At 72.7% G+C, this 22003-nt stretch carries 18 protein-coding genes and 1 pseudogene; 12 read left to right on the forward strand and 7 right to left on the reverse strand.

Translation table 11 applies throughout. The features are described from left to right. The 10 genes and pseudogenes from QZV97_RS15285 to QZV97_RS15330 form a co-directional block, all read left to right on the forward strand. A pseudogene (locus QZV97_RS15285) lies at nucleotides 1-332 on the forward strand (hypothetical protein); the annotation flags it as partial. A gap of 10 nt (nucleotides 333-342) precedes the next feature. Then, on the forward strand, nucleotides 343-1746 hold the full coding sequence (locus tag QZV97_RS15290) for a hypothetical protein (RefSeq protein ID WP_295643925.1): 1404 nt from the start codon (nucleotides 343-345) through the stop codon (nucleotides 1744-1746). Next, complete coding sequence (locus tag QZV97_RS15295) at nucleotides 1733-2866, forward strand: glycosyltransferase family 1 protein (protein ID WP_295643928.1); 1134 nt, start codon at nucleotides 1733-1735, stop codon at nucleotides 2864-2866. The genes QZV97_RS15290 and QZV97_RS15295 overlap by 14 nt, the downstream gene beginning before the upstream one ends. Next, nucleotides 2863-4209: an oligosaccharide flippase family protein gene (locus tag QZV97_RS15300; RefSeq protein WP_295643931.1), complete on the forward strand. Its 1347-nt coding sequence runs from the start codon at nucleotides 2863-2865 to the stop codon at nucleotides 4207-4209. The genes QZV97_RS15295 and QZV97_RS15300 overlap by 4 nt, the downstream gene beginning before the upstream one ends. Next, entirely contained in the window at nucleotides 4206-5105 is a 900-nt protein-coding gene (locus QZV97_RS15305; protein WP_295643934.1) for a glycosyltransferase family 2 protein, read from the forward strand. The genes QZV97_RS15300 and QZV97_RS15305 overlap by 4 nt, the downstream gene beginning before the upstream one ends. A gap of 18 nt (nucleotides 5106-5123) precedes the next feature. Beyond that, on the forward strand, nucleotides 5124-6224 hold the full coding sequence (locus QZV97_RS15310; protein ID WP_295643937.1) for a polysaccharide pyruvyl transferase family protein: 1101 nt from the start codon (nucleotides 5124-5126) through the stop codon (nucleotides 6222-6224). A gap of 4 nt (nucleotides 6225-6228) precedes the next feature. Continuing rightward, nucleotides 6229-7359 (forward strand): glycosyltransferase, encoded by a 1131-nt coding sequence (locus QZV97_RS15315; protein ID WP_295643940.1) that lies wholly within the window; start codon nucleotides 6229-6231, stop codon nucleotides 7357-7359. Continuing rightward, entirely contained in the window at nucleotides 7356-8570 is a 1215-nt protein-coding gene (locus tag QZV97_RS15320; protein WP_295643943.1) for an acyltransferase, read from the forward strand. The genes QZV97_RS15315 and QZV97_RS15320 overlap by 4 nt, the downstream gene beginning before the upstream one ends. Further along, nucleotides 8567-9721 carry a glycosyltransferase family 1 protein gene (locus QZV97_RS15325; protein ID WP_295643946.1) on the forward strand — a complete coding sequence of 385 codons (1155 nt, stop codon included), beginning with the start codon at nucleotides 8567-8569 and terminating at the stop codon, nucleotides 9719-9721. Before QZV97_RS15320 ends, QZV97_RS15325 begins: the two co-directional genes overlap by 4 nt. Before the next feature lie 19 nt (nucleotides 9722-9740). Further along, complete coding sequence (locus tag QZV97_RS15330; protein WP_295643949.1) at nucleotides 9741-10934, forward strand: glycosyltransferase family 4 protein; 1194 nt, start codon at nucleotides 9741-9743, stop codon at nucleotides 10932-10934. Here the strand turns inward: QZV97_RS15330 and QZV97_RS15335 are convergent. The 3 genes from QZV97_RS15335 to QZV97_RS15345 form a co-directional block, all read right to left on the reverse strand. Continuing rightward, nucleotides 10928-11845, reverse strand: coding sequence for a polysaccharide biosynthesis tyrosine autokinase (locus QZV97_RS15335; protein WP_295643952.1), 918 nt, complete (start codon nucleotides 11843-11845; stop codon nucleotides 10928-10930). The two genes, QZV97_RS15330 and QZV97_RS15335, sit on opposite strands and share 7 nt — an antisense overlap. Before the next feature lie 10 nt (nucleotides 11846-11855). Beyond that, complete coding sequence (epsF, locus tag QZV97_RS15340; RefSeq protein WP_295643955.1) at nucleotides 11856-13280, reverse strand: chain length determinant protein EpsF; 1425 nt, start codon at nucleotides 13278-13280, stop codon at nucleotides 11856-11858. A 210-nt stretch (nucleotides 13281-13490) separates the two neighbouring features. Beyond that, nucleotides 13491-14543, reverse strand: coding sequence for a GGDEF domain-containing protein (locus QZV97_RS15345; RefSeq protein ID WP_295643958.1), 1053 nt, complete (start codon nucleotides 14541-14543; stop codon nucleotides 13491-13493). Nucleotides 14544-14706: 163 nt separating this feature from the next. Here QZV97_RS15345 and lysM point away from each other — a divergent pair, with 163 nt between their 5' ends. After that, a complete protein-coding gene (gene lysM, locus QZV97_RS15350) occupies nucleotides 14707-15207 on the forward strand; it encodes a peptidoglycan-binding protein LysM (protein WP_295643961.1) in 501 nt (166 codons plus the stop codon). Nucleotides 15208-15214: 7 nt separating this feature from the next. On the opposite strand, the gene QZV97_RS15355 is transcribed toward lysM, so the two are convergent. From QZV97_RS15355 to QZV97_RS15370, 4 genes are read right to left on the reverse strand one after another with little or no spacing between them, the layout of a single operon-like run. Next, nucleotides 15215-16219: a S49 family peptidase gene (locus QZV97_RS15355; RefSeq protein ID WP_295643964.1), complete on the reverse strand. Its 1005-nt coding sequence runs from the start codon at nucleotides 16217-16219 to the stop codon at nucleotides 15215-15217. 37 nt (nucleotides 16220-16256) lie between these two features. Next, nucleotides 16257-16646, reverse strand: coding sequence for a Rieske 2Fe-2S domain-containing protein (locus QZV97_RS15360; RefSeq protein WP_295643967.1), 390 nt, complete (start codon nucleotides 16644-16646; stop codon nucleotides 16257-16259). After that, a complete protein-coding gene (locus QZV97_RS15365) occupies nucleotides 16639-17307 on the reverse strand; it encodes an HAD-IA family hydrolase (protein ID WP_295643970.1) in 669 nt (222 codons plus the stop codon). Before QZV97_RS15365 ends, QZV97_RS15360 begins: the two co-directional genes overlap by 8 nt. A 5-nt stretch (nucleotides 17308-17312) precedes the next feature. Then, a complete protein-coding gene (locus QZV97_RS15370; RefSeq protein WP_295644005.1) occupies nucleotides 17313-18284 on the reverse strand; it encodes an RluA family pseudouridine synthase in 972 nt (323 codons plus the stop codon). Between the two features lie 701 nt (nucleotides 18285-18985). On the opposite strand from QZV97_RS15370, the gene QZV97_RS15375 reads away from it, so the two are divergent. Next, nucleotides 18986-21967 (forward strand): Rne/Rng family ribonuclease, encoded by a 2982-nt coding sequence (locus QZV97_RS15375; protein WP_295643973.1) that lies wholly within the window; start codon nucleotides 18986-18988, stop codon nucleotides 21965-21967. Nucleotides 21968-22003 lie beyond the last annotated feature (36 nt).

Genomic DNA, 22003 nt, shown 5'->3' on the forward strand with positions numbered 1-22003 from the left:
CCGGCGCGGCCTACGCGGTCGGCGCCGGCTATTGGGGCCTGCTCGCGCTGCCGGCCGCACTGGCCGGCGGCGCGGCCCTGGTCGTGCTGGCCGCGGCGGCGCGCGGGCCCGTGGCCGCCGCGCTGGCGGCGCTGGGTCAGGCCTCGATGGCGATCTTCGTGCTGCACGTGCTGTTCGTGGCCGGCGCGCGCATCGCGCTGCACCGCCTGGCCGGCATCGACGCGGCCTGGCTGCTGGCCACGCTGGCCATCGCGGCCGGCATCGCCGGGCCGCTGATCCTGCGCCAGCTCGCCGTGCGCGCCGGCTGCGCGCGAGCGCTGGGCCTGGGCTGAGGGCACACCAGTGCAGCCGACCCCCTTCGCCCTGATCGTGCTGCTGGCCGGCCTGTTCTGCAAGGGCGACCAGATGCTGCGCGCGCTGATGCTGTGCTGCCTGTTCGGCGCCAGCGCGGCCATCGCGCTGCCGGCGCTGGGCGGCGCACCGCTGACGCCCGCGGTGATGCTGCTGCCCTTCCTGTGCGTGCGTACCGTCTCCGAGCGCGGGCTGTCGGCCTGCCTCGCGCCGCTGGCGTATCCGCAGGCGGGCTTCTGGCTGCTGCTGCTGGTCGTCTGGGGCGTCTTCAGCGCCGCCTTCCTGCCGCGCTTCTTCGCCGGCGACACGATGCTCTTCGGCACCGACCGCACGCAGATGGGCGGCGTGCGCCTGCTGCCGCTGCAGCCGCTGTCGACCAACCTCACGCAGTCGGCCTATGCGATCGCCGGGTTGCTGGGCTTCGTGTGCGTGCGGGCGCTGCTCGACGCGCCGGGTCGCACGGCGAAGCTGCGCGACGCGGTGCTGCTGCTGGCGGCGCTGAACATCGCGGCCGGCGTGCTGAACCTCGCCGAGCTGCACCTGGGCCTGCCGAGCCTGCTGCAGTACGTGCGCAACGCCGGCTACGCGATCCTGGTCGGCGGCGAGGTCGGCGGCCTGCAGCGCGTGTCGGGCACCTTCCCGGAAGCGTCGGCCTTCGCGGCCTTCAGCCTGCCGCTGCTGGCCTTCACCGCCAGCCTGTGGCGCGACGGCGTGCGGCCGCACTGCAGCGGCGCGCTCTCGCTGGGCCTGCTGCTGCTGTTGCTGATGTCGACCTCGAGCACCGCCTATGCGGGGCTGGCGATCTATGCGGCGCTGATCGGCGTCGGCGCCGCCCTGCGCCTGCTGCGTGGCGGCCAGGCGCCGCGCTTCGGCACGCTGAGCCTGCTGCTGTGGGCGCTGGCCGTCGGCGCCTGCCTGCTGCTGCTGCTGCGCCCGGACCTGGTGGCGCGCATCGTCGACTTCTTCGGCGTCACGCTGCTGCGCAAGCTCGAGAGCAGCTCCGGCCTGGAGCGCGGCTCCTGGAACCTGCAGGCCTGGTACAACTTCGTCGACGTCTACGGCATCGGCACCGGGCTCGGCAGCGCGCGCGCCTCCAGCTATCCGCTGGTGCTGCTGTCCAACGTCGGCGTGCTGGGCAGTGCGCTGTTCGCGGCCTTCGTGCTGCGGCTCTTCCTCGACGGCCGGACCACCGCACTCGCCGCGCCGGACGACGCCGCCGTGGCGCAGGCGGCGCGCCGGGCTGTGCTGGCGGCGCTGATCGCCGCGACGATCTCGGCCGTCGTGTTCGACCTGGGCCTGGCGTTCTACGCCTTCGCGGCCGCGGCGGCGGCACCGTCGCCGTGGCGCGAGCCGCTGCCGTCGCGACGCACCGGAGCACGCCATGCCGCCGCTTGAGGCCCTGACCGCGCCCCGGGCCGCGGCGCGCACCGAGGCGCTGCCCGAGGTGCTGGTCAACGGCCGCTTCTACGGCCAGCGCGTCACCGGCGTGCAACGCTACGCGCGCGAGACGCTGGCGAGCCTGGACGAGCTGTTGGCCGCCGGCGAGCCCAGCGGCGCGCGCTGGACCGTGGTCGCGCCGCGCGGCACGCCGCTGCCGGCCTTTGCCCACTTGCGTGTCGAGCATGTCGGCCGCCTGCAGGGTCACGCGTGGGAGCAGCTCGACCTGCCCTGGCGCGCCGGCCGCTCGCTGCTGCTGAGCTTCGGCTTCACCGGACCGCTGCTCAAGCGCCGCCAGATCATCACCGTGCACGACGCCGCCGTGGTGCGCATGCCGCAGGCCTACACGCGCGCCTTCCGCCACGCCTACCGCCGGCTGGTCGGCCACATCGGGCAGCGCGCGCCGCGCACGCTGGCGGTGTCGCAGTTCGGTGCCGGCGAGGCGAGCGAATGCTTCGGCGTGCCGCCCGAGCGGCTGCGCGTGACCACCGAAGGCTGGCAGCACCTGCAGCGCGTCACCGCCGACGACACCATCCTCGATCGGCATGCCTTGCGGCAGCGGCCGTTCGCGCTGGCCGTCAGCAGCCCGACGCCCAACAAGAACTTCGCGGCGATCGCCGCCGCGCTGGGCCGGCTCGGGCCCGACGCGCCGTGCTGCGTGGTGGTCGGTGCGGCCGACGGCGCGGTGTTCCGCACGGCCGAGCCGGCCGGCGACACGCTGGTGCGTGTCGGCTACGTCAGCGACGCCGAACTGAAGGCGCTGTACCAGCACGCGAGCTGCTTCGTCTTCCCGTCCTTCTACGAGGGCTTCGGCATCCCGCCGCTGGAGGCGATGTCCTGCGGTTGCCCGGTGATCGCCTCCACCGCGCCCGCCGTGCAGGAGGTCTGCGGCCCGGCCGCGCTGTACTTCAACCCGGCGCGACCCGACCAGCTGGCCGAGCGGCTGCGCGAGCTGTTCGACGACCCGGCCCTGCAGGCCAGCCTGCGCGAGGCCGGCCACGAACGCGTGCAACACTTTTCGTGGACGCAGGCGGCGCGACTCAATCTCGCGGCCGTGCGGGAGGTGCTGCAGGCATGAGCACGCCACTGCACGCCCTGCCCGGTGCTGTCCCTGCTGCCGGCACGACCGCGATCTCGCCGACCGCCGCCGAGGCGGTGCCGCCGGCCGCCGCGCCGACCCCGTCGACGCAGCGCGCGCTGGTGTTCGTCTACGTCGGCTACCTGTTCCGCTACGCCTACCTGCTGGTGCTGATCCCCTTCTACGGCCGCGTGCTGGGCGCCGAGGAGTACGGCCGCCTGCTCGCCGCGATGTCGCTCTACCAGGTCGTGTGGATGCTCACCGAGTACGGCTTTCCGATCGTCGGCGCGCGCGACGCCGCGTCGACGCGCAGCCGCGAGGACCTGGCCCGCCTGTTCGGCCGCCACACCATGGGCCGGCTGGCGATGATGCTGCCCGGCATCGCGGTCGGCCTGGGCGGCACGCTGCTGTCGCCGGTGCTGCGCGAGACGCCGATCCTCGGCGTGCTGGCCACACTGTGCGGCATCGTCGCCGCCTTCAACCTGGGCTGGTTCTTCCAGGGCACGCTGCGCTTCACCACGTCGGTGGCGCTCGAGGTCTGCGGCTTCGCGATCAACCTGCCGCTGATCCTGTGGCTGGTGGACGGCCCCGGCGATGCGCCGCTGGCGCTGGCCACGCTGCTCGCGTCCAGCCTGATCTGCTCGGTGGCGGCGCTGGTGATCGTGATGCGCTCGATCGACCGCCCGGCGATCCGCTGGCGCGGCGGCTTCTCGCTGGTGCGCGAGTCGACGGCGCTGTTCGCGCACAAGGGCCTGACGATGCTGATGGCCAGCTCGTCGACCTACCTGCTCAGCCTGTTCGGCAGCGCCGCGCAGGTCGGCTGGTACGGCGTGGCGGAGCGGCTGGCGACGGTCGGCCTGAGCCTGATGCAGCCCGCCAACCACGTGCTGGTGGGCACCGTCGCGCAGCGCATCAGCCAGAAGGACAGCGAGGGCAACGCCTACCGGCTGATGCGCACCTCGCTGTTCGCGATGACCGCCTTCGGCGTGCTGATGCTGGCGTCGACGCTGCTGCTGGCCGACCGCCTGGTGCCGCTGATCCTCGGCCCCTCGTTCGGGCCGACGGTGCCGATGCTGCAGATGCTGGGCGTGATGTTCCCCTTCGCGGCCTTCTGCCAGGTCGTCTCGGGCTACGTGCTGATCCCGCTGCGCCACGACCAGCTGGTGTCGCTGATCAGCCTGTTCGGCGCCGTCACCACCGTGCTGATGATCCTCGGCTTCGGCCTGGCCTGGGGCGGCAGCGGCGTCGCCGTCGCGCGCGTGATGGGCTACGTGGCGATCGCCTTCGCGCTGGCCCTGGTGCTGTACCGCAAGCGACTCTTCGAAAGGATCTGGCAGGCATGAGCCCAGGACTCCAGGTGGTGATCGGCATCGCGACCGCCGGTCGGCGCGAGCAGATGCCGCTGACGCTGGCGCAGCTGGCGCTGCAGCGTCGGCCGCCGGCGCGCGTCATCGTCTGCCCGGCCTCGCCGGAGGACTTCGACGCCGACGGCGCGCCGCCGATGCCCTGCCCGGTGGAGGTCGTGCACGGCCCGCGCGGCTCGTGCGCGCAGCGCAACGCGATCCTCGCCAGCTGCGGCGACGCCGACGTGGTCGTCTTCATCGACGACGACTACTACCCCGCACCCGACTATGTCGAGCAGGTGCAGCACCTGTTCGCGGCGCGGCCCGAGGTCGTCGTCGCGACCCACCATCCGGTGCGCGACGGCGCCGTCGGCCCGGGCATCGGCCACGAGACGGCGCTGGCGATCCTGGCGGCGCTGCCGCCGCAACCCGAAGGCGCGGCGGCCGCGCTGCGCACGACCTACGGCGGCTACGGCTGCAACATGACGGTGCGGCTGGCGCCGGTGCGCGCGCACGGCGTGCTGTTCGACGACAACCTGCCGCTCTACGGCTGGCTCGAGGACATCGACTTCAGCCGGCGCATGGCCGCCCACGGCGCGATCGTCGACTGCGCCGCGCTGCGCGGCGTGCACCTCGGCAGCAAGCGCGGCCGCACCTCCGGGCTGCGCTTCGGCTATTCGCAGGTCGCCAACCCGGTCTACCTGCTGCGCAAGGGCTCGATGTCGGCGTCGTACGCGCTGCGCCACATCGCCAGGAACGTCGCCAAGAACCTCGCCCGGGCCGCCTGGCCCGAACCCTGGGTCGATCGCCGCGGGCGCCTGAAGGGCAACCTGCTCGCGGTCGGCGACCTGCTGCGCGGCCGCCTCGATCCCGGGCGCATCCGCGCGCTGGGCTGAGCCCGACCGGACCTGCCGATGGAACACGCCGCCACCCTGCCCGCCGCGCCCGGGCGCACGCCGCCGGCCACGGGCTTCCGCGAGCACGACCCGCGCATCCAGTACTTCGTCAAGGGTGCTCCGGTGCAGAACTTCGGCGACTACCTGCCCGAGCTGCTGGCGAAGGAGTTCTTCCTGCACCCGCGCGTCGACGCCGACCTCTACCGCCTGATCGGCAGCGTCATCGAGTCCTCGTGGGTGCTGCGCGACCTGCGCCACCACGTCGGCACCACGTCCGGCCGCATCGCCTACTGGGGCTGCGGCATGCGCGACGCGCGGCCGCTCGATGCGCGCGCGCGGTCGATGTGCAGCTTCTTCGGCGTGCGCGGGCCGCGCACGCGCGAGCTGCTGGGCCTGCCCGCGTCCACCGTGCTGGGCGACCCCGGCCTGCTGGCGCCGCTGTTCCACGTGCCGGCGCCGGCCCCGGCGACCGCCGGCCGCGTGATCTGCATCCCGCACATCCACGATGCCAAGGGCGACGCCGAGCTGCTCGCGATCTCGGGCGCCGAGGTGGTGCTGCGGCCGCAGATCGACGCCAGCGAGGCGGCGCTGCGCCGCATCCTCGACCAGATCGCCAGCGCGCGCTTCGTGCTGACCGCGTCGCTGCACGGCGCGATCATCGCCTGCGCCTACCGCGTGCCCTTCGCCTTCTGGGACAACGGCCACGTCGACATCGTTTTCAAGTGGCAGGACTTCGCCGGCTCGGTGGGCCTCCCCGCCACCTTCGTCAGCCACGCCGACCCGGGCCAGGCGCTGTACGACGAGGTGCTGGCCCCGGCACTGCGGCGTCTGCCGCTGACACCCATCCTCGACGTCTGCCCCTTCGCGATCCGGCCGCAGGTGCTGGTGCAGGCGCTGATGCTGGACGGCCGCCTCGCGCCGCAGGCCACGCCGCACGAGGTGATGGCCGCGCTCGACGGGCTGGCGTCGCTGCGGCACGGCGCGGTGCTGGCGCTGCAGGACGCGTCGGCCGCGCACCGCGCGCGGCGCGACCGCCTGCCCGACCTGCTGCGACGCCGGCTCGGCGGCGGCATCGAGTCGGCCAAGGCCCTGATCCGCCACACGCTCAGGATCCGCTGAGACGATGACCGCCGCCCCGATCCGCGTCAGCGATGCCCAGGCCGCCGCAGGCCGCCCGCTGCTGATCGACGACTCGCTGTCGCTGATCAACCGCACCGGCGCGCACTTCATCGCGCGCGACCTGGTGACGCACTTCGCCGGGCGGGCGCGCGTGCGCCGCTGGCGCCTGTTCGGCGCCGCCTGGCCGGAGGGCCTGCCGCGCAAGCTGCTGGCGCGCGCGATGCTGGCCGAGATGCGCTGGCTCGGCGAGAGCCCGCGCGCGCGCTGGCCGGGCGGCGACGGCGCGCTGCGCCTCTTCCTCGATCCGCTCTACGTCCGCCGCTCGGCGCTGTCACCCGACGACGTGGTGCTGTGCCACGACGTCGGCCCGCTGACGCACCCCGACCTGTACGCCGCCGGGACGGTCGACTGGTACCGCCGCGCCTACGAGCGCATCGCCGAATGCCGGCCCGGCATCGTGTTCGTCAGCGAGACCTCGCGCCTGGCCTTCGAGCAGCGCTTCGGACGCGGCTTCCGCTTCCTGCACACGATCCCGCTCTACGTGCGCACCGCCTCGGCCGAGGGTCCCGCCGAGCCGGTGCCCGGCATCGCCAGACCCTTCTTCCTGACCGTGGGCGCGCTGGAGCATCGCAAGAACCACCGCACGACGATCGCGGCCTTCGAGCGCTCGGGCCTCGCGGCGGCCGGTGTCTCGCACGTGATCTGCGGCTCGCGCGGCGACGACGCGGCCGGCGTCGCCGAACGCGTCGCGCGCACGCCGGGCATGCACCTGCCGGGCTACGTCAGCGACGCGCAGCTGCGCTGGCTCTACCGCGAGGCCGAGGCCTTCGTGCTGCCGAGCCGGCTCGAGGGCTTCGGCATGCCGGCACTCGAGGCGGCGCTGCACGGGCTGATTCCCATCATCTCCGGCGACAGCGCGCTGAACGAGGCCGTCGGCGGCCTGGGGCTGCCGGTCGGCACGCATGCGCCCGACGAGATCGCCGCGGCGATGCGCCGCGTGCACGGCCTGGCGGCCGGCGAGCGCGAGGCCTGGCGGGCGCGACTCGCCGCGCATGCGCGCGGCGCGACCCGCGAGCGCTTCCTGCAACGCTGGGACCGCCTGGTCTCGGCCGAGCTGTCGACGCAGTCCGCATGAGTGCCGCCGTCACCGCCTCCGCCACCCGCATCGACGCGGTCGACGGTCTGCGCGCCATCGCGATGAGCATGGTCATCGCCCAGCACTGCGGCCTGCTGCCCTTCGGCTGGACGGGGGTGTGGCTGTTCTTCGTGATCTCGGGTTACGTCATCACGCGCGGCTTCCTGGTAGACGACACCGTCGCAGGCGGCCGCGTGGCCGACCGCGGCGCGCGCTGGCGCGCCTTCATGGCGCAGCGCGCGGTGCGCATCGTGCCGGTCTACCTGCTCTACCTCGCGCTCAACCTGCCGGGGCTGCTGGCCGCCGGCGGCGTGGCGCGGCTGGGTGACCTGCCGTGGCTGCTGAGCTTCATGCACAACTGGCACATGCTGTTCGGCTTCTGGCCGGGCACCAGCGACTGGGGACCGTTCGGGCACCTGTGGACGCTGTCGGTCGAGCAGCAGTTCTACCTGCTGTTCCCGCTGCTGGCGCTGTGGGTCGCGCCGCGCCTGCAGGTCGGCGTGACGCTGGCGCTGATCGCCTGCGGACCGCTGGTGCGCTGGGCCTGGGTCGCGCTGCTGCAGGCCGGCGGCGCCGACGATCCGGGCTGGCTGGCCTTCGCGGTCTACGCCGCGTCGGTGTGCCACTTCGACGCCTTCCTGATCGGCTCGCTGATCGCGCGGCTCGAGCCACGACTGCAGGCCGAGCCGCGGCACGCACGCACGCTGTGGATCGTCGCGCTGGCAGTGGCGGCTGGCTACGCGCTGGTCATGGTCGCGCTCCACCACGCCGGCGGCGCGCGAGGCATCGAGGCGCTGCGCAACGTCTACTCGGGCATCCTGTTCGGCGCCCACCGCGAGGTCTTCGCCTACATCGCCGTCGACCTGGTCGCCGCCGCGGCGCTGGTGCACGCGCTGCTGCGGCGCCGCGGCAGCGCGCTGCTGGCCTGGGCGCCGCTGGCCTGGGTCGGCCGCGTCTCGTACGGCGGCTACCTGTTCCACGCGCTGCTGCTGTGGATGGCCGGACAGATGATCGGCGGCGCGGTCAAGGATCTGCCGCTCGGCCCGCGGCTGCTGGCCTTCGCGGCCGTGTGGCTGGCGACGGTGGCGGTGGCCTCGGCCTCGTTCCGCTGGTTCGAGCAGCCGATCGCGCGCCGCTGGCGACAGGGCCGCGCCACAGCGCCCGGGGTGCACGGCCTCGGCACCGCGCTGCCGGCGAGGGCGCCGCGATGAGCGGCCTGCGCGTCGGCATCGACGGCGAGGCGCTGCGCCGGCCGCTGTCGGGCGTCGGCCACTACGTGTTCCAGCTGTGCCGCGAGCTCGAGGCGCTGTGGCCCGACGCGCAGTTCTTCGCCTACGCCCGCCTGCCGGCCGAGCGCCTGGCCCTGCCGTCCGAACGCTGGCAACTGCGCCAGGAGCCGCTGCCGGCGTTGCGGCGGATCCCGTCCTTCGCCTGGCTGCGCACGCGCGGCCGGCAGCTGGCGCAGGCCGACCGGCTCGACGTGTTCTGGGCCGGCCGCACGCTGCACCCGCGGCTGCCCGCACCGGTGCGCACCGTGTGCACCGTGCACGACCTGAACCACCTGCTGGTGCCCGAGACGATGGAACTGCCGACGCGCTGGTCGCATCGCCTGTGGTTCGCCGGCGACCTGGAGCGCGCCGACGCGGTGCTGGCCAACTCGCAGGGCACGGCGCAGCGGCTGCGCCAGCGACTCGGTGTGGCCGTCGATGCCGTGGTGACGCCGGGCCTGGCGCCGCACTTCCGACCGCCGTCGGAGCCCGAGTCGCAGACGGCGGCGGTGCGGCTCGCGGCCGTCGGCATCGCCCCGCCCTACCTGCTGTCGGTGGCCACGCTGGAGCCGCGCAAGAACGTCGCCGGCCTGCTGCGCGCCTTCGTGGCGCTCAAGCGGGCCGGCGAGCTGCCGGCGCATCGGCTGGTGCTGGTCGGCGCGCGCGGCTGGCGGCAGACCACGCTGGAGCGCGAGCTGGCCGCGGCCTGCGAGTTCGGTGTCGTGATCGCCGGCTACGTGCCCGACGAGATGATGCCGGCGCTCTATGCCGGCGCCGACGCGCTGGTCTGCCCGTCGTTCTACGAAGGCTACGGCATGCCGGTGCTCGAGGCCCGCGCCTGCGGCGCCCGCGTGCTGGTGGCCGACGTGCCGGAGCTGCGCGAAGCCGGCGGGCCGCACGCGATCGCCGTGCCGCCGACGCTCGACGGCCTGCGCGACGGGCTGAAGCGCGTGCTGGCAACACCCCGAGTCGCCGAAGCCGATCTCGCCCGCCGGCACGCCTGGCGCGCCGGCGCCTTGCGGCTGGCGGCGGTGCTGCAGGGCCGGCCCGAGGCCGGACCCGCCCGGCCCGAAGCCGCCCGATCCCATCCATGAGCCCTGCACCCCCGACCCGATGAAGATCGCCATCGTCCACGAGTGGCTGGCCACCTATGCCGGCAGCGAGCGCGTCGTCGAGCAGATGCTGCGCGTCTACCCCGAGGCCGACCTGTACGGCGTGGTCGACTTCCTGCGCGAGGCCGAGCGCGGCTTCCTGCAGGGCCGCGTGCCGCGCACCACCTTCATCCAGCGGCTGCCGTTCGCGCGCCGGCGCTTCCGCGCCTACCTGCCGCTGATGCCGATGGCGATCGAGCAGCTGGACCTGTCGGCCTACGACCTGGTGCTGTCGTCCAACCACGCGGTGGCCAAGGGCGTGATCACCGGCCCGCACCAGCTGCACCTGAGCTACGTGCACTCGCCGATGCGCTATGCCTGGGACCTGCAGCACCAGTACCTGGCCGAGTCGGGCCTGGTGCGCGGTGCCAAGGCCGCGGTGGTGCGCGCGATGCTGCACTACCTGCGGGTCTGGGACCGCCAGTCGGCGCACGGTGTCGATGGATTCATCGCCAACTCGCGCTTCATCGCGCAGCGCATCCGCAAGGTGTACCGGCGCGAGGCCGCCGTGATCCCGCCGCCGGTCGACATCGATCGCTTCGCGCTGGCGCACGAGAAGGAGGACTACTTCCTGAGCGCCTCGCGCATGGTGCCGTACAAGCGCGTGCCGCTGGTCGTCGAGGCCTTCGCCGCGATGCCGGACCGCCGGCTGCTGGTGATCGGCGACGGCCCCGACTTCGAGCGCGTGCGCCGCCAGCTGCCGCCCAACGTGAGCCTGCTGGGCCATCTGCCGACCGCCGCCCTGGTGCAGGCCATGCAGCGCGCCCGGGCGCTGGTGTTCGCCGCGGAGGAGGACTTCGGCATCGCACCGGTCGAGGCCCAGGCCTGCGGCACGCCGGTGATCGCCTACGGCCGCGGCGGCTCGCTCGAGACCGTCAGGGGCCACGGTGCGCAGCCGACCGGCCTGTTCTTCGACGCGCAGAGCGTGCCCTCGATCGTCGACGCGGTGCGGCGCTTCGACACCCAGGCCGAGCGCTTCACGCCCGAGGCCTGTAGGGCGCACGCGCTGAGCTTCTCGGCCGCCGCCTTCCGCGAGCGGCTGGCGGCCCACGTGGACCGCGAGTGGCGGCGCTTTCGCGAGCCCGAGCTCCGTGACGATGCCGGCGACGCGATGGCGTCGCCGTCCACGCCGCCCGCGCTGGTGCGGGTTCAGTAGTCGTTCATCGTCACGCCGGCGACGCGCGTGACGCCCTGCAGCGCGTGCAGCAGCGGCTCGATCGCGCGCATGCGCGTGCGGCCGCGCCGACCCAGCAGCAGGGCCGCGCCGCAGCGCGAAGCGATCACGCGCGCGTCGGCGCCGCTCGACGCCGCCGGCGTGTCGACCACGATGTGGTCGAACTTGCCCATCAGCTCCTGCATCAGCAGGCCGAAGGCCGGGCGCTGCAAGAGCTCGAGCGGGTTCGGCGGCACCGTGCCGACCGGCAGCACGTAGAGGCTGGGCAGCTCGGGCACGCGGTACATCAGGTTGCTGTCGCTGCGGTTCGACAGCACGTTGCTGAGGCCGGCCTCGTTGGGGACGCGGAACAGCTCGTGCTGGCGGGGCGTGCGCATGTCGGCGTCGATCACCAGCGTGCGGCCGCCCAGCTGGCTGAAGGCGATGGCCATGTTGGCCGCGAAGAAGCTCTTGCCGTCGCCCGGGTCGCAGCTGACGATGGCCAGCGCGCTGCGGCGCTGCTCGGGCGCCAGCACGCCCATCATCAGCTGGCTGCGGATCTCGCGGAACACCTCGGCCTGCTGGCCGAAGGGCTCGATGGCGACGACCAGTTCCTCGTTGAACTCGCGCGCGTGGTCCAGCGCGTAGGGGTAGTGGAACTGCTGCGATAGCGCCCACAGCACCTCGTCGGGCGTGGCCAGCTTGAGCGCGACCGCGGCCTCGCCGAAGCGGATGCCGCGCTTGCGCTGGTGCTGGAGGATCTGCTCGATCTGCCCGTCGGACAGGCTGCGCGCGCGGCGCAGGAAGTCGCCGATCGAGCGGTCGAGCACCATCGGATCGGTGGCCTCGGCGTCGGTGGGCGGCGTCGCACCGTGGCCGGTGCGCGCGGGGTGGGCTGGCAGGACCATGCTCATGGCAGCGTCCTCACCGCGCGAGCGCCGACCGCGCGCCCAGGATGCGCAGGCGCTGCAACCTGGCGCGCGAGCGGCCGAGCAGCGGAACGCGCGCGCGCACCGGCAGCACGCCGATCAGGGGCTGACGCAGCACGCCCAGCACGTCGTCCTCGGAGCGCAGGCGCTTGTCCGCCAGTTCACGGGCGAGCGCCGCGCCCAGGCCCAGCAGCAGCCCCAGCGCGACGGCGATGGCCGTGTTGAGCAGCAGGCGCGGCGAGGACGGCACGACCGGCGGTGAGGCGCGCTTGAGCACCGACACGTTGGTCTGCGTCATCTCGCTCTCGATGCCGGTCTGGTTGGCGCGTGCGACGACGGCGTCGTAGGCACGCTGCGCGTTCTCGACGTCGCGCACCAGCACCTGGGCCTCGTCGCGCAGCCCGCGCAGCTTGAGCAGCTTGGCGCGCTGCTCCTCGAGGGCGGCGCGCACCTGCACGAGCCGCGACTGGTTGACGCTGTTGTTGACGGTCAGGCTGCCGGCGACGCGTCGGGTGTCGGTGGCGAGCCGCGCGCGCATCTGCGCGATGTTGGCGCGCAGTTCCTCGACCTGCGGGTGCTTGTCGCCGAGCCGCGAGGTCAGCTGGCTGAGCGTGGCCTCCTGCCGCGCCAGTTCGGTCGTCAGGTTGGCCAGCATGGGGTTGTTGAGCACCTCCTGGAGGCGGTCGCCGTTGGCGCCGGCCTCGCTGTTGCGGCTGCGCGATTCCTCGGCCAGGGCCTGCAGCATCACGAGCTGGGTGGACAGCTCGGACAGGCGCGAGTTCTCGACGTCGAGCCGCTCGTCGCTGGCGACGATGCCGTTCTGCTGCTGGTAGGCGGACAGCTTCGCCTGCGCCTTCTCCAGCGAGTCGCGCAGCTGCGCGGCGCGATCGTCGAAGAAGCTGCTGTAGCGCTTGGCCGGCTCGGTGCGCAGGTCCAGCGTGGTGTCGATGTAGGCCTTGACGAAGGCATTGGCCATCGCCGCCGAGAACGCCGGGTCGGGCGAGGTGTAGGCCACCGCGATCACGTTGGAGTCGCGCGCCGGCTTGGCCTCGAGCCTCTGCAGGATGCGCTCGGACAGCCAGGCGTTGAACTCGCCGCGGCCCCCGGTGTCCTCCTGCCACTGATCGCGCAGGGGCTGGCGCTCGTCCAGCCGCTGCTCGCGGATGGCCGCCAGCGCCACGCGCTCGCTGCGCAGCACATCGACCTGGGTCGCCATGTAGCCCGACATCGACATGCCGGGCAGCACCACGCCGGCGATCGGATCGGGCGACTTGACGTCCAGCACCACGGCCGCGCCGGCCGTGTACTGGCGCGGCAACTGCAGGCTCACCGCGACCACGAGCGCGATCACCACCAGCATGACCGACAGCGCGGTCAGCCAGCGGGCACGCAGGGCCACCAGGAACTGGTTCAGCGTCATGGAACAGGCGAACGGGGGACGGGCCCCGCTTCATCGGTGGATACGGATCCGCCTCATCTTGACCCACAGGGGACGGTTAGCGACCACGCTGGTGCATGCTCTTACATCACTTGTCGTTCGGAGCATTTGTCGTGCCCGACCGCACAGACAGTGCGGAACCAAAGGGCACCAGACCGCGGCACGGTCGCCGCGGCCGCAGGTCGACCGCGCCTAGAACAGCTCGATCGCGCCGACCTTCTCGCTCGCTTCCAGCGTGCCGGCCTCGATCAGGGCCTCGTGGCAGCGCACGCGGTTGCGGCCGCTGTCCTTGGCCTGGTAGACGGCCCGGTCGGCGCGCTCGAAGGCGGCGCTCGCCGTGTCGTGGTTGCGCAGCTCGGTGAAGCCGACGCTGGCGGTGACCTGGCCCACCTGGGGGAAGCGGAACCCTTCCATCTGCGAGCGAAAGCGCTCGAAGGCGGACTCGGCGTTGACGCGGCCGTCGGCACGCAGCAGCACCACGAACTCCTCGCCGCCGAATCGATAGAGCCGGTCGCCGTAGCGGAAGGCGCTGCGCAGGATGCGCGCGACCAGCAGCAGCACCTCGTCGCCGATCAGGTGCCCCCAGCCGTCGTTGACGCGCTTGAAGTGGTCGATGTCGATGACGCCCAGCCAGTGGCTCGACGCCGCCCGGCCCTGGCGCCGCTCCGCCCCGTCGGGCGGCGGCTGGCCGCGCGGACCGGCATCGTCCGCCTCGAGGCACTTGCCGAACTGCTCGTCGAAGGTCTTGCGGTTGAGCAGGCCGGTCAGCGTGTCGCGCTCGCTGTAGTCCAGCAGGCCGATCTGGTTGCGGTAGATCTTCAGCACGCCCGCGACCAGGCCCTGCTGCTCCACGCTCAGGGGCCCGTCGCTGCGCACCTCGATGAGGCCGAAGCGGTCGGTCCCGATCAGCAGCGGGAAGACGCTCATCAGCTCGCCGCCCTGGACCGACGGCATGCCCAGCACGGGCCGGCCGCTGGCCAGCGCCTGTCGATGCACGGGCCGGTCGGCGGCCGCGGGCAGCGCCTCCAGCGGCGTCCACGGCGGATCGCCGCGCGCCGGCAGGGAGCCCCGCTCCAGGCCGGCCTGCAGCAGCAGCCGCGGTTGCTCCGGCTCGCCGACGCAGCGGTACATGCTCAGGCCGGACGGCTGCAGCCAGTCGGCCAGCACTTCCACGAGCGTGCTGGCCAGCAGGTCGCGGTCGTGGTAGCCGGTGAGGCTGGCGACGGATCCGATGAGGTCGGGCATGGTGGGTCGTTGGGCGTCTCTCCGCGCTATCGGTGTCGGCGCGGCGGACTTGAGCCGGGCGGCCGCGGTTCGTGGGGGGTGCAACGCAGCATCCGGTCACCAGGCGGTCAGGCCTCGGGCTTAAAGTCCGGCCTCCCCCAGCTCACCACGAAAGGACGACGCCATGGGTCTGATGAGTTTCATCAAGGAAGCCGGCGAGAAGCTGTTCGGCAAGGGCGAGGCCAAGGCCGCGCAGGAGGCGGTGGCCAAGGCCCCGGACCCCGAGAACCTGGACCGGCTGAACAAGGCCGCCAGTTCGGCGATCGTCACCTACATCGAGAGCCAGAACCTCCAGGTCGACGGGCTGGCGGTGTCCTTCGACGGCGCCAGCGCCACCGTCACGGTGGCCGGCCAGACCGCCGACCAGGCCACCAAGGAGAAGGTGCTGCTGTGCTGCGGCAACGTCGAGAACGTGGCCGGCGTCAACGACCTGCTGACCGTGGCCGCCCCGGAGCCCGAGGCGCAGTGGTACACGGTGGTCAAGGGCGACAACCTGTCGAAGATCTCCAAGCAGTTCTACGGCACACCCAACAAGTACCCGCAGATCTTCGAGGCCAACAAGCCGATGCTGACGCACCCGGACAAGATCTATCCGGGGCAGACGCTCCGGATCCCTCCCGCCTGAGCGCCACTCACCGCAGCGAGCCGATCCCGCCGAGCGCCTTCACGGCGCCGGCGCCGATCGCCGCGCCGAAGCGCTTGGCCAGGCGCTCGGCGATGTTCTCCTCGGGCGTGTAGTCGATGACCTCCTCGGCCTTGACCACCTCGCGCGCCACGTAGTCCAGGCTGCCGAGCTTGTCGGCCAGGCCGTTCTGCACGGCGCTCTCGCCGCTCCAGAACAGGCCCGAGAAGGTGTCCGGCGTTTCCTTGAGCCGCGCGCCGCGGCCGTCCTTGACGGTCTTGATGAACTGCTGGTGGATCTGCTGCATCATCGCCTGGGCGTAGGCGCGGTGCGCCTCGCTGAGCGGCGAGAAGGGGTCGAGCAGGCCCTTGTTGTCGCCGGCCGTGATGAGGCGGCGCTCGACGCCCAGCTTGTCCATCGTGCCGGTGAAGCCGAAGCCGTCCATCAGCACGCCGATCGAGCCGACGATCGAGGCCTTGTCGACGTAGATCTCGTCGGCCGCCGCGGCGATGTAGTACGCGGCCGATGCGCACAGCTCCTCGCACACCGCGTAGACCGGCTTGGGATTCCTGGCCTTCAGGCGCTTGATCTCGTCGTTGATCAGGCCGGCCTGCACCGGGCTGCCGCCGGGCGAGTTGATGCGCAGCACGACCGCCTGCGCCCCGCCGTCCTCGAAGGCACGGCGCAGCGCGGCGTTCAGGCCTTCGGCGCTGGCGATGCTGTCGGCGGCGATCTCGCCGCGCACCTCGACCAGCGCGGTGTGCGGCCCGCTGGGCGCGACCGCATGCTTCTGCTGCTGCATCAGCGCCCAGACGATCAGCCCGAACAGCGCCAGCCACAGCAGGCGGGTGAAGACGCGCCAGCGGCGCTCGCTGCGCTTTTCCTTCAGGTAGTCGCGCGCGAACTGCTCGATCACGCTGCCGTCGACGCTGGCGGCGACCGGTGCGGACGCGGCTCGCGATGCCATCGGGCCCAGCGTGGGTTCGGCCGGGCCGGGGTTGTCGTAGCTGCTCATGGGCTGGGTCTCGGTTGGCGGCGCGTGGCGCCGGCACTCAGTTCCCGAAGACGGGTCGGATGTCGCGGGAAGGATACCAACTCACCTGTCCGTCACGCTCTGTCACAGACAGCGCCGTGAGCCGTCCGCGGCCGCAGGGGCCGCCGACGCAGCGGCCGCTCGCGGGCTCGTACTGTGCCCCGTGGATCGAGCAGACGATGAAGGCCCGATCGGCGTCCAGGAAGTCGCCCGGGTTCCAGTCCATCTCGACCGGCACGTGCGCGCAGCGGTTGAGGTAGGCCACGACGACGCCGTCGATGCGCAGCGCGAAGGCACGCATCGGGCGGCCGTACTCCAGCACGTCGAACAGCAGGGCCTTGCCGCGTTCCTCGAGCTCGGCGGACGCGCACAGCGCGATCGCGTCCGCGGCGTCGGGGGCTTCAGGCATGGGTGCGCAGCCAGGCGTCGAGCTCGGCGGTCGAGTGGACGACCGCCCGCGGCTCGAAGCGCTCGAACGCGTCGGGCTCGTGCGCCCCGAAGCTCACGGCCACGCTGTGCGCGCCGGCGTTGGCAGCCAGCTGCAGGTCGTGCGTCGTGTCGCCGACCATCAGCGTGCGCTCGGGCGCGACGCCGAACTCGGCCATCAGCTCCAGCAGCATCCGCGGGTGGGGCTTGGACGCGGTCTCGTCGGCCGTGCGCGTCGCATCGAACAGCCCCTTGAGCTGCACGGTGTGCAGCGCCTCGTCGAGCCCGCGCCGCGACTTGCCCGTGGCGACGCCCAGCCAGTGGTGGCGCGTCTTCAGCGCGTGCAGCATCTCCAGCGTGCCGTCGAACAGCGACAGCTCGTGCTGGCGCGCGAAGTAGTGATGGCGGTAGCGGCTCGCCAGCTCGGCGTAGCGCTCGCGCGGGAAGGCCGGCACCGCGTGCTGCAGCGCCTCCTGCAGGCCCATGCCGATCACGTAGGCGGCCTGCCCGTCGGTCGGCACCTCGGTACCGACGTCGGCAGCGGCGGACTGGATGGCCTTGACGATCAGCGCGGTCGAGTCGAACAAGGTGCCGTCCCAGTCGAAGACGACCAGGTCGAAGTGGCGGGGGCGGAAGTCGGTCATGCCAGTCAGTGGGGAAAGCTCAGGCGGGCCAGCAGGGCGCTGCATTCGGCCGGGAGCGGGGCCTGCAGCTCGATGCGCTCGCCGCTGGCCGGGTGGTCGAAGGCGAGCCGGCGCGCGTGCAGGAACATGCGGTCGAAGCGCAGGCCTTCGAAGGCGGCGCCGCGCGCGAGTTCCCGGTTCAGCGCGAAGTCGCCGTACTTGTCGTCGCCGACGATGGCGTGGCCCTCGTGCGCCAGGTGCACGCGGATCTGGTGGGTGCGGCCGGTCTTGATGGTGACGTCGAGCAGGCTGTAGCCCTCGTAGTGCTGGGCCACCTTGACCAGCGTGATCGAGCGCCGCCCGTCGGCGTCGTCCGCGCCCGTCGTGCGGACGCGGCGCTCGCCGGCAGCGTCGAGATACTTGTGGAGCGCCACGTCGATCACCTTGCGGCCGGCCGGCCAGGCGCCCTGCACCAGGGCCGCGTAGGTCTTGCCGGTGTCGCGGTCGCGGAACTGCTGCTGCAGCTTCGTCAGCGCGCTGCGCTTCTTGGCGATCAGCAGCAGGCCCGAGGTCTCGCGATCGAGCCGGTGCACGAGCTCCAGGAACGTCGCCCCCGGGCGCGCGCGCCGCAGCTGCTCGATGACGCCGAAGCTGACGCCGCTGCCACCGTGCACGGCGGCGCCGGCGGGCTTGTCGATCGCCAGCAGGTGCTCGTCCTCCCAGACGACGGGGAACTCGCGCGGCGGCGCCGGCTTGTCGGCGGCGGTGTCGGCCACGCGCACCGGCGGCAGCCGCAGCTCGTCGCCCAGCGCGAGCCGCGTGTCCGCGGCGGCGCGCGCCCGGTTCACGCGCACCTCGCCGCTGCGGATGATCCGGTAGACATGGGTCTTGGGAACGCCCTTGAGCGTCTTGACCAGATAGTTGTCGAGGCGCTGGCCGGCGCCGTCCTCGCCGACCTGCACGTGCCGCACGGCAGGCGCCGCGGCCGGCCGCGGCACGGCAGGCGGGGCGGCCTGGGCGGCGGCCTTGACGGCCCGCTTCGGGGCTGGCGTCGGGGCCACCTTGCGGGCCCGCGGAGGCTTGCGCGCGGCGCCGTCTTTGCCTCCTATAATGCGGTCCACCACGTGTGCGCCGTAAGTGATTGATTCACTTGAGTTTAGCGGCCGCGTCGTGGGCCCTGCCTCGCGACCGTTCGATCGGCGTGCGGCGGGACTCAATCGGTGATGCAACGCTGCCTCGCGCAGCCGGGCCGGCTCCCAAGGTGAGCGGCAGTCGGCGCGGGTCGGTGGCAGAACCAGCGTAGAACGGACCAACACACAAGGTTTTCAGGTCGCAGAACAGAGGCGCACAGCGCGCCATCCACGCTGCGACCCGCGCTTCCAGACCCCCCGGATGTTCCCGGCCCGCCCTCAGCCTCATGCCTGCCTGGCGCCCGCAGCTCTGCTGCAGGGCGCAGGCCGGGCCGCGGGCGCGGCGCGCCTCGTCGCGGCCTTGACGGCTGCGGCGGCCTCGTCCGGTCTCTGGCCAGCGCACGCGCCAACGCTGCTTCGCTGAGTGCCCCTTACCGGGGGTGGCGGGCAGTCCAGGGCGATTCCTTCCGGTCCCTCCCCGCTGTTTCGTGCATCGATGGGCCGCCCCCGGCGACGGGCGCGGTCGGGTTCGTGCGCGGCCGCATGAAGGCCTGCGCGATGGAGTGCACATGAAACGCATGCTGATCAATGCCACGCAGCCGGAAGAGCGGCGCCTGGCGATCGTCGACGGCCAGAAGCTGCTCGACTTCGAGACCGAGATCGAGGGGCGCGAGCAGCGCAAGGGCAACATCTACAAGGCCGTCGTCACGCGCGTCGAGCCTTCGCTGGAAGCCTGCTTCGTCGACTACGGCGAGGACCGCCACGGCTTCCTGCCGTTCAAGGAGATCGCCAAGGAGTTCTTCAAGCCGGGCGTCAGCGTCCGCGACGCGAAGATCCAGGACGTGATCTCGAACGGCACCGAGCTGCTGGTGCAGGTCGAGAAGGAAGAGCGCGGCAACAAGGGCGCTGCACTCACCACCTTCGTCAGCCTGGCCGGCCGCTACCTGGTGCTGATGCCCAACAACCCGCGCGGCGGCGGCGTCAGCCGGCGCATCGAGGGCGAGGACCGCGAGGAGCTCAAGGAGAACCTCGACCAGCTCGATTACCCCAAGGGCATGAGCCTGATCGCGCGCACCGCCGGCATCGGCCGCAGCGCGCCCGAGCTGCAGTGGGACCTGAACTACATGCTCAAGCTGTGGGACGCCATCGACGGCGCGTCCAAGGCGGGCAAGGGCGCGTTCCTGATCTACCAGGAGAGCTCGCTGGTGATCCGCGCGATCCGCGACTACTTCACCGCGGAAGTCGGCGAGATCCTGATCGACACCGACGACATCTACGAGCAGGCGCAGCAGTTCATGAACCACGTGATGCCGGAAACGGCCAATCGCGTGAAGCGCTACAAGGACGCGGCGCCGCTGTTCAGCCGCTTCCAGATCGAGCACCAGATCGAGACCGCGTTCTCGCGCACGGTGAACCTGCCGTCGGGCGGCGCGATCGTGATCGACCACACCGAGGCCCTGGTCTCCGTCGACGTCAACTCGGCGCGCAGCACGCGCGGCTCCGACATCGAGGAGACGGCGACCCGCACCAACCTCGAGGCCGCCGACGAGATCGCGCGCCAGATGCGGCTGCGCGACCTGGGCGGCCTGATCGTCGTCGACTTCATCGACATGGAGGAGAGCAAGAACCGCCGCGAGGTCGAGACGCGCCTGCGCGATGCGCTGCGCAACGACCGCGCTCGCGTGCAGTTCAGCTCGATCAGCAAGTTCGGCCTGCTGGAGCTGAGCCGCCAGCGCCTGCGTCCGGCGCTCAGCGAAGGCAGCCACATCACCTGCCCGCGCTGCAACGGCACCGGCCACATCCGCGACACCGAGTCTTCCGCGCTGCAGATCCTGCGCATCATCCAGGAAGAGTCGATGAAGGAGAACACCGCCGCCGTGCACGTGCAGGTGCCGGTGGAGGTGACGTCCTTCCTGCTCAACGAGAAGCGCACCGAGATCACGAAGATCGAGCTGCGCCAGCGCACCACCGTGCTGCTGGTGCCCAACAAGCACCTCGAGACCCCGAACTACAAGCTCGAGCGCCTGCGCCACGACGACCCGCGCCTGGAGAACCTGCAGGCCAGCTACACGATGATCGAGGAGCCGGACGACGAGGTCGGCATCACGCGTCGCGAGAAGGCCAAGGCCAAGCAGGAGCCGGTGATCAAGGGCGTGCTGCCCGACCAGCCGGCGCCGCCACCCGTGGCGCGCGAGCCCGTGCCGCCGAGGCCCGAGCCGGTCGCGAAGGCGCCGGTCGCCGCGCCGCCGGTGGTTGCTGCGCCGGTGCCGGCCAGCGGCGGCTTCTTCGGCTGGGTCAAGAAGCTGTTCGGTGCCGGCGAGGCACCGGCCGCCGCGCCGGCAGCCGTGCCGACGCCCACCACGCCCGGTGGACGCGAGGGTCAGCGCGAGGGCGGTCGCGACGGTGGCCGGGGCGGACGCCGCGGGGGTCGTGACGGCCAGCGCGATGGACAGCGCAGCGAGCGCGGCGGTGAGCGCGGCGGCGAAGGCCGCGAGGCGCGCGGCGAACGCAAGGACCGTGGCGGCGATCGCAACCGCCGCGGTGAACGCGACGGCCGCGGCCGCAGCAGCGAGCGCCCCGAGGGCGCCGAAGCCGAAGCGCGCACCAACGATCGTCCGCCGCGCGGCGAGGGCCAGGGCCGTCGCGGCCCGCGTCCGGACGCCCAGACGACGCCGGCCCTCGACGAGTCGGCATTGCCGCTGGTCGCTGCCGCCGAAGGCCAGCTGCCGGGCACCGACGCACCCGATGCCGCCGAGGGCGAGCGCGACGGCCAGCGCCGGCGTCGCCGTCGCGGGGGTCGCGGTCGCGGCGAGCGTGAAGAGGGCCAGGCCCCCGGCAGCGCCGACGCGCCCGAGTCCCTGACCGGCGAACCGCCGAGCGAGACGGCTGCCGCCGAGGACAGCGAAGTCGCCCGCACCGATGACGACACCGCAGCCACCGGGCCGGAAGGCGAAGGCGGCGAGGCGCGTCGTCGCCGTCGCGGCGGCCGCGGTCGTCGCGAGCGCGGCGAAGGCGAAGCCGGCGCATCGATGGCCGTGGCCGGCGTTGCCGAGCCGTCGGCCGAAGCCGAAGCCCCGGCGACCCCGGCGGCGGACAGCTCGACGGCGGCCCGCCCGTGGTGGGAGAACGAGGCCCCGGCGCAGGACGATACGCAGCAGCCGGCGCCCGTCGCCGCGGCGCAGCCTGAACCGGAGCCTGCCCCTGCCCCTGCCCCGCGGCCTTCGCCGGCCCCGGCCTTCGCCGCGGCACCGGTCGAGCCCGCTGCGACCGTCGTCGCCGCGCCGGTGGCGCCTTCACCGGTGGTCGTCGCGCCCTACGAGTTGCCGCTGGCGCAACTGGCCGGCGTGGCCAGCGATGCCGGCCTGGAGTGGGTGAACTCCGACGCCGACAAGGTTCGCGCCGTGCAGCAGGCGATGGCCGACGCGCCGAAGCCGGCGCGCGTGCCGCGCGAGCCGAAGCCGGTGGTGATGCTGGACGACGGCCCGCTGGTGCTGGTCGAGACGCGCAAGGACCTGACGCAGATCAAGCTGCCGTTCGAGCAGCGGAGCTGATCGGGGCCTGCCCTGATCGCGAACGGCGCACCGCGG

This window comes from uncultured Methylibium sp. (assembly GCF_902826655.1).
Classification (GTDB): domain Bacteria; phylum Pseudomonadota; class Gammaproteobacteria; order Burkholderiales; family Burkholderiaceae_C; genus Methylibium.

Coding starts and splice junctions, on each gene's coding strand:
- QZV97_RS15295 (WP_295643928.1), top strand. CDS start 1,733: ATGCCGCCGCTTGAGGCCCTGACCGCGCCCCGGGCCGCGGCGCGCACC.
- QZV97_RS15300 (WP_295643931.1), top strand. CDS start 2,863: ATGAGCACGCCACTGCACGCCCTGCCCGGTGCTGTCCCTGCTGCCGGC.
- QZV97_RS15305 (WP_295643934.1), top strand. CDS start 4,206: ATGAGCCCAGGACTCCAGGTGGTGATCGGCATCGCGACCGCCGGTCGG.
- QZV97_RS15310 (WP_295643937.1), top strand. CDS start 5,124: ATGGAACACGCCGCCACCCTGCCCGCCGCGCCCGGGCGCACGCCGCCG.
- QZV97_RS15315 (WP_295643940.1), top strand. CDS start 6,229: ATGACCGCCGCCCCGATCCGCGTCAGCGATGCCCAGGCCGCCGCAGGC.
- QZV97_RS15320 (WP_295643943.1), top strand. CDS start 7,356: ATGAGTGCCGCCGTCACCGCCTCCGCCACCCGCATCGACGCGGTCGAC.
- QZV97_RS15325 (WP_295643946.1), top strand. CDS start 8,567: ATGAGCGGCCTGCGCGTCGGCATCGACGGCGAGGCGCTGCGCCGGCCG.
- QZV97_RS15330 (WP_295643949.1), top strand. CDS start 9,741: ATGAAGATCGCCATCGTCCACGAGTGGCTGGCCACCTATGCCGGCAGC.
- QZV97_RS15335 (WP_295643952.1), bottom strand. CDS start 11,845: ATGAGCATGGTCCTGCCAGCCCACCCCGCGCGCACCGGCCACGGTGCG.
- epsF (WP_295643955.1), bottom strand. CDS start 13,280: ATGACGCTGAACCAGTTCCTGGTGGCCCTGCGTGCCCGCTGGCTGACC.
- QZV97_RS15345 (WP_295643958.1), bottom strand. CDS start 14,543: ATGCCCGACCTCATCGGATCCGTCGCCAGCCTCACCGGCTACCACGAC.
- lysM (WP_295643961.1), top strand. CDS start 14,707: ATGGGTCTGATGAGTTTCATCAAGGAAGCCGGCGAGAAGCTGTTCGGC.
- QZV97_RS15355 (WP_295643964.1), bottom strand. CDS start 16,219: ATGAGCAGCTACGACAACCCCGGCCCGGCCGAACCCACGCTGGGCCCG.
- QZV97_RS15360 (WP_295643967.1), bottom strand. CDS start 16,646: ATGCCTGAAGCCCCCGACGCCGCGGACGCGATCGCGCTGTGCGCGTCC.
- QZV97_RS15365 (WP_295643970.1), bottom strand. CDS start 17,307: ATGACCGACTTCCGCCCCCGCCACTTCGACCTGGTCGTCTTCGACTGG.
- QZV97_RS15375 (WP_295643973.1), top strand. CDS start 18,986: ATGAAACGCATGCTGATCAATGCCACGCAGCCGGAAGAGCGGCGCCTG.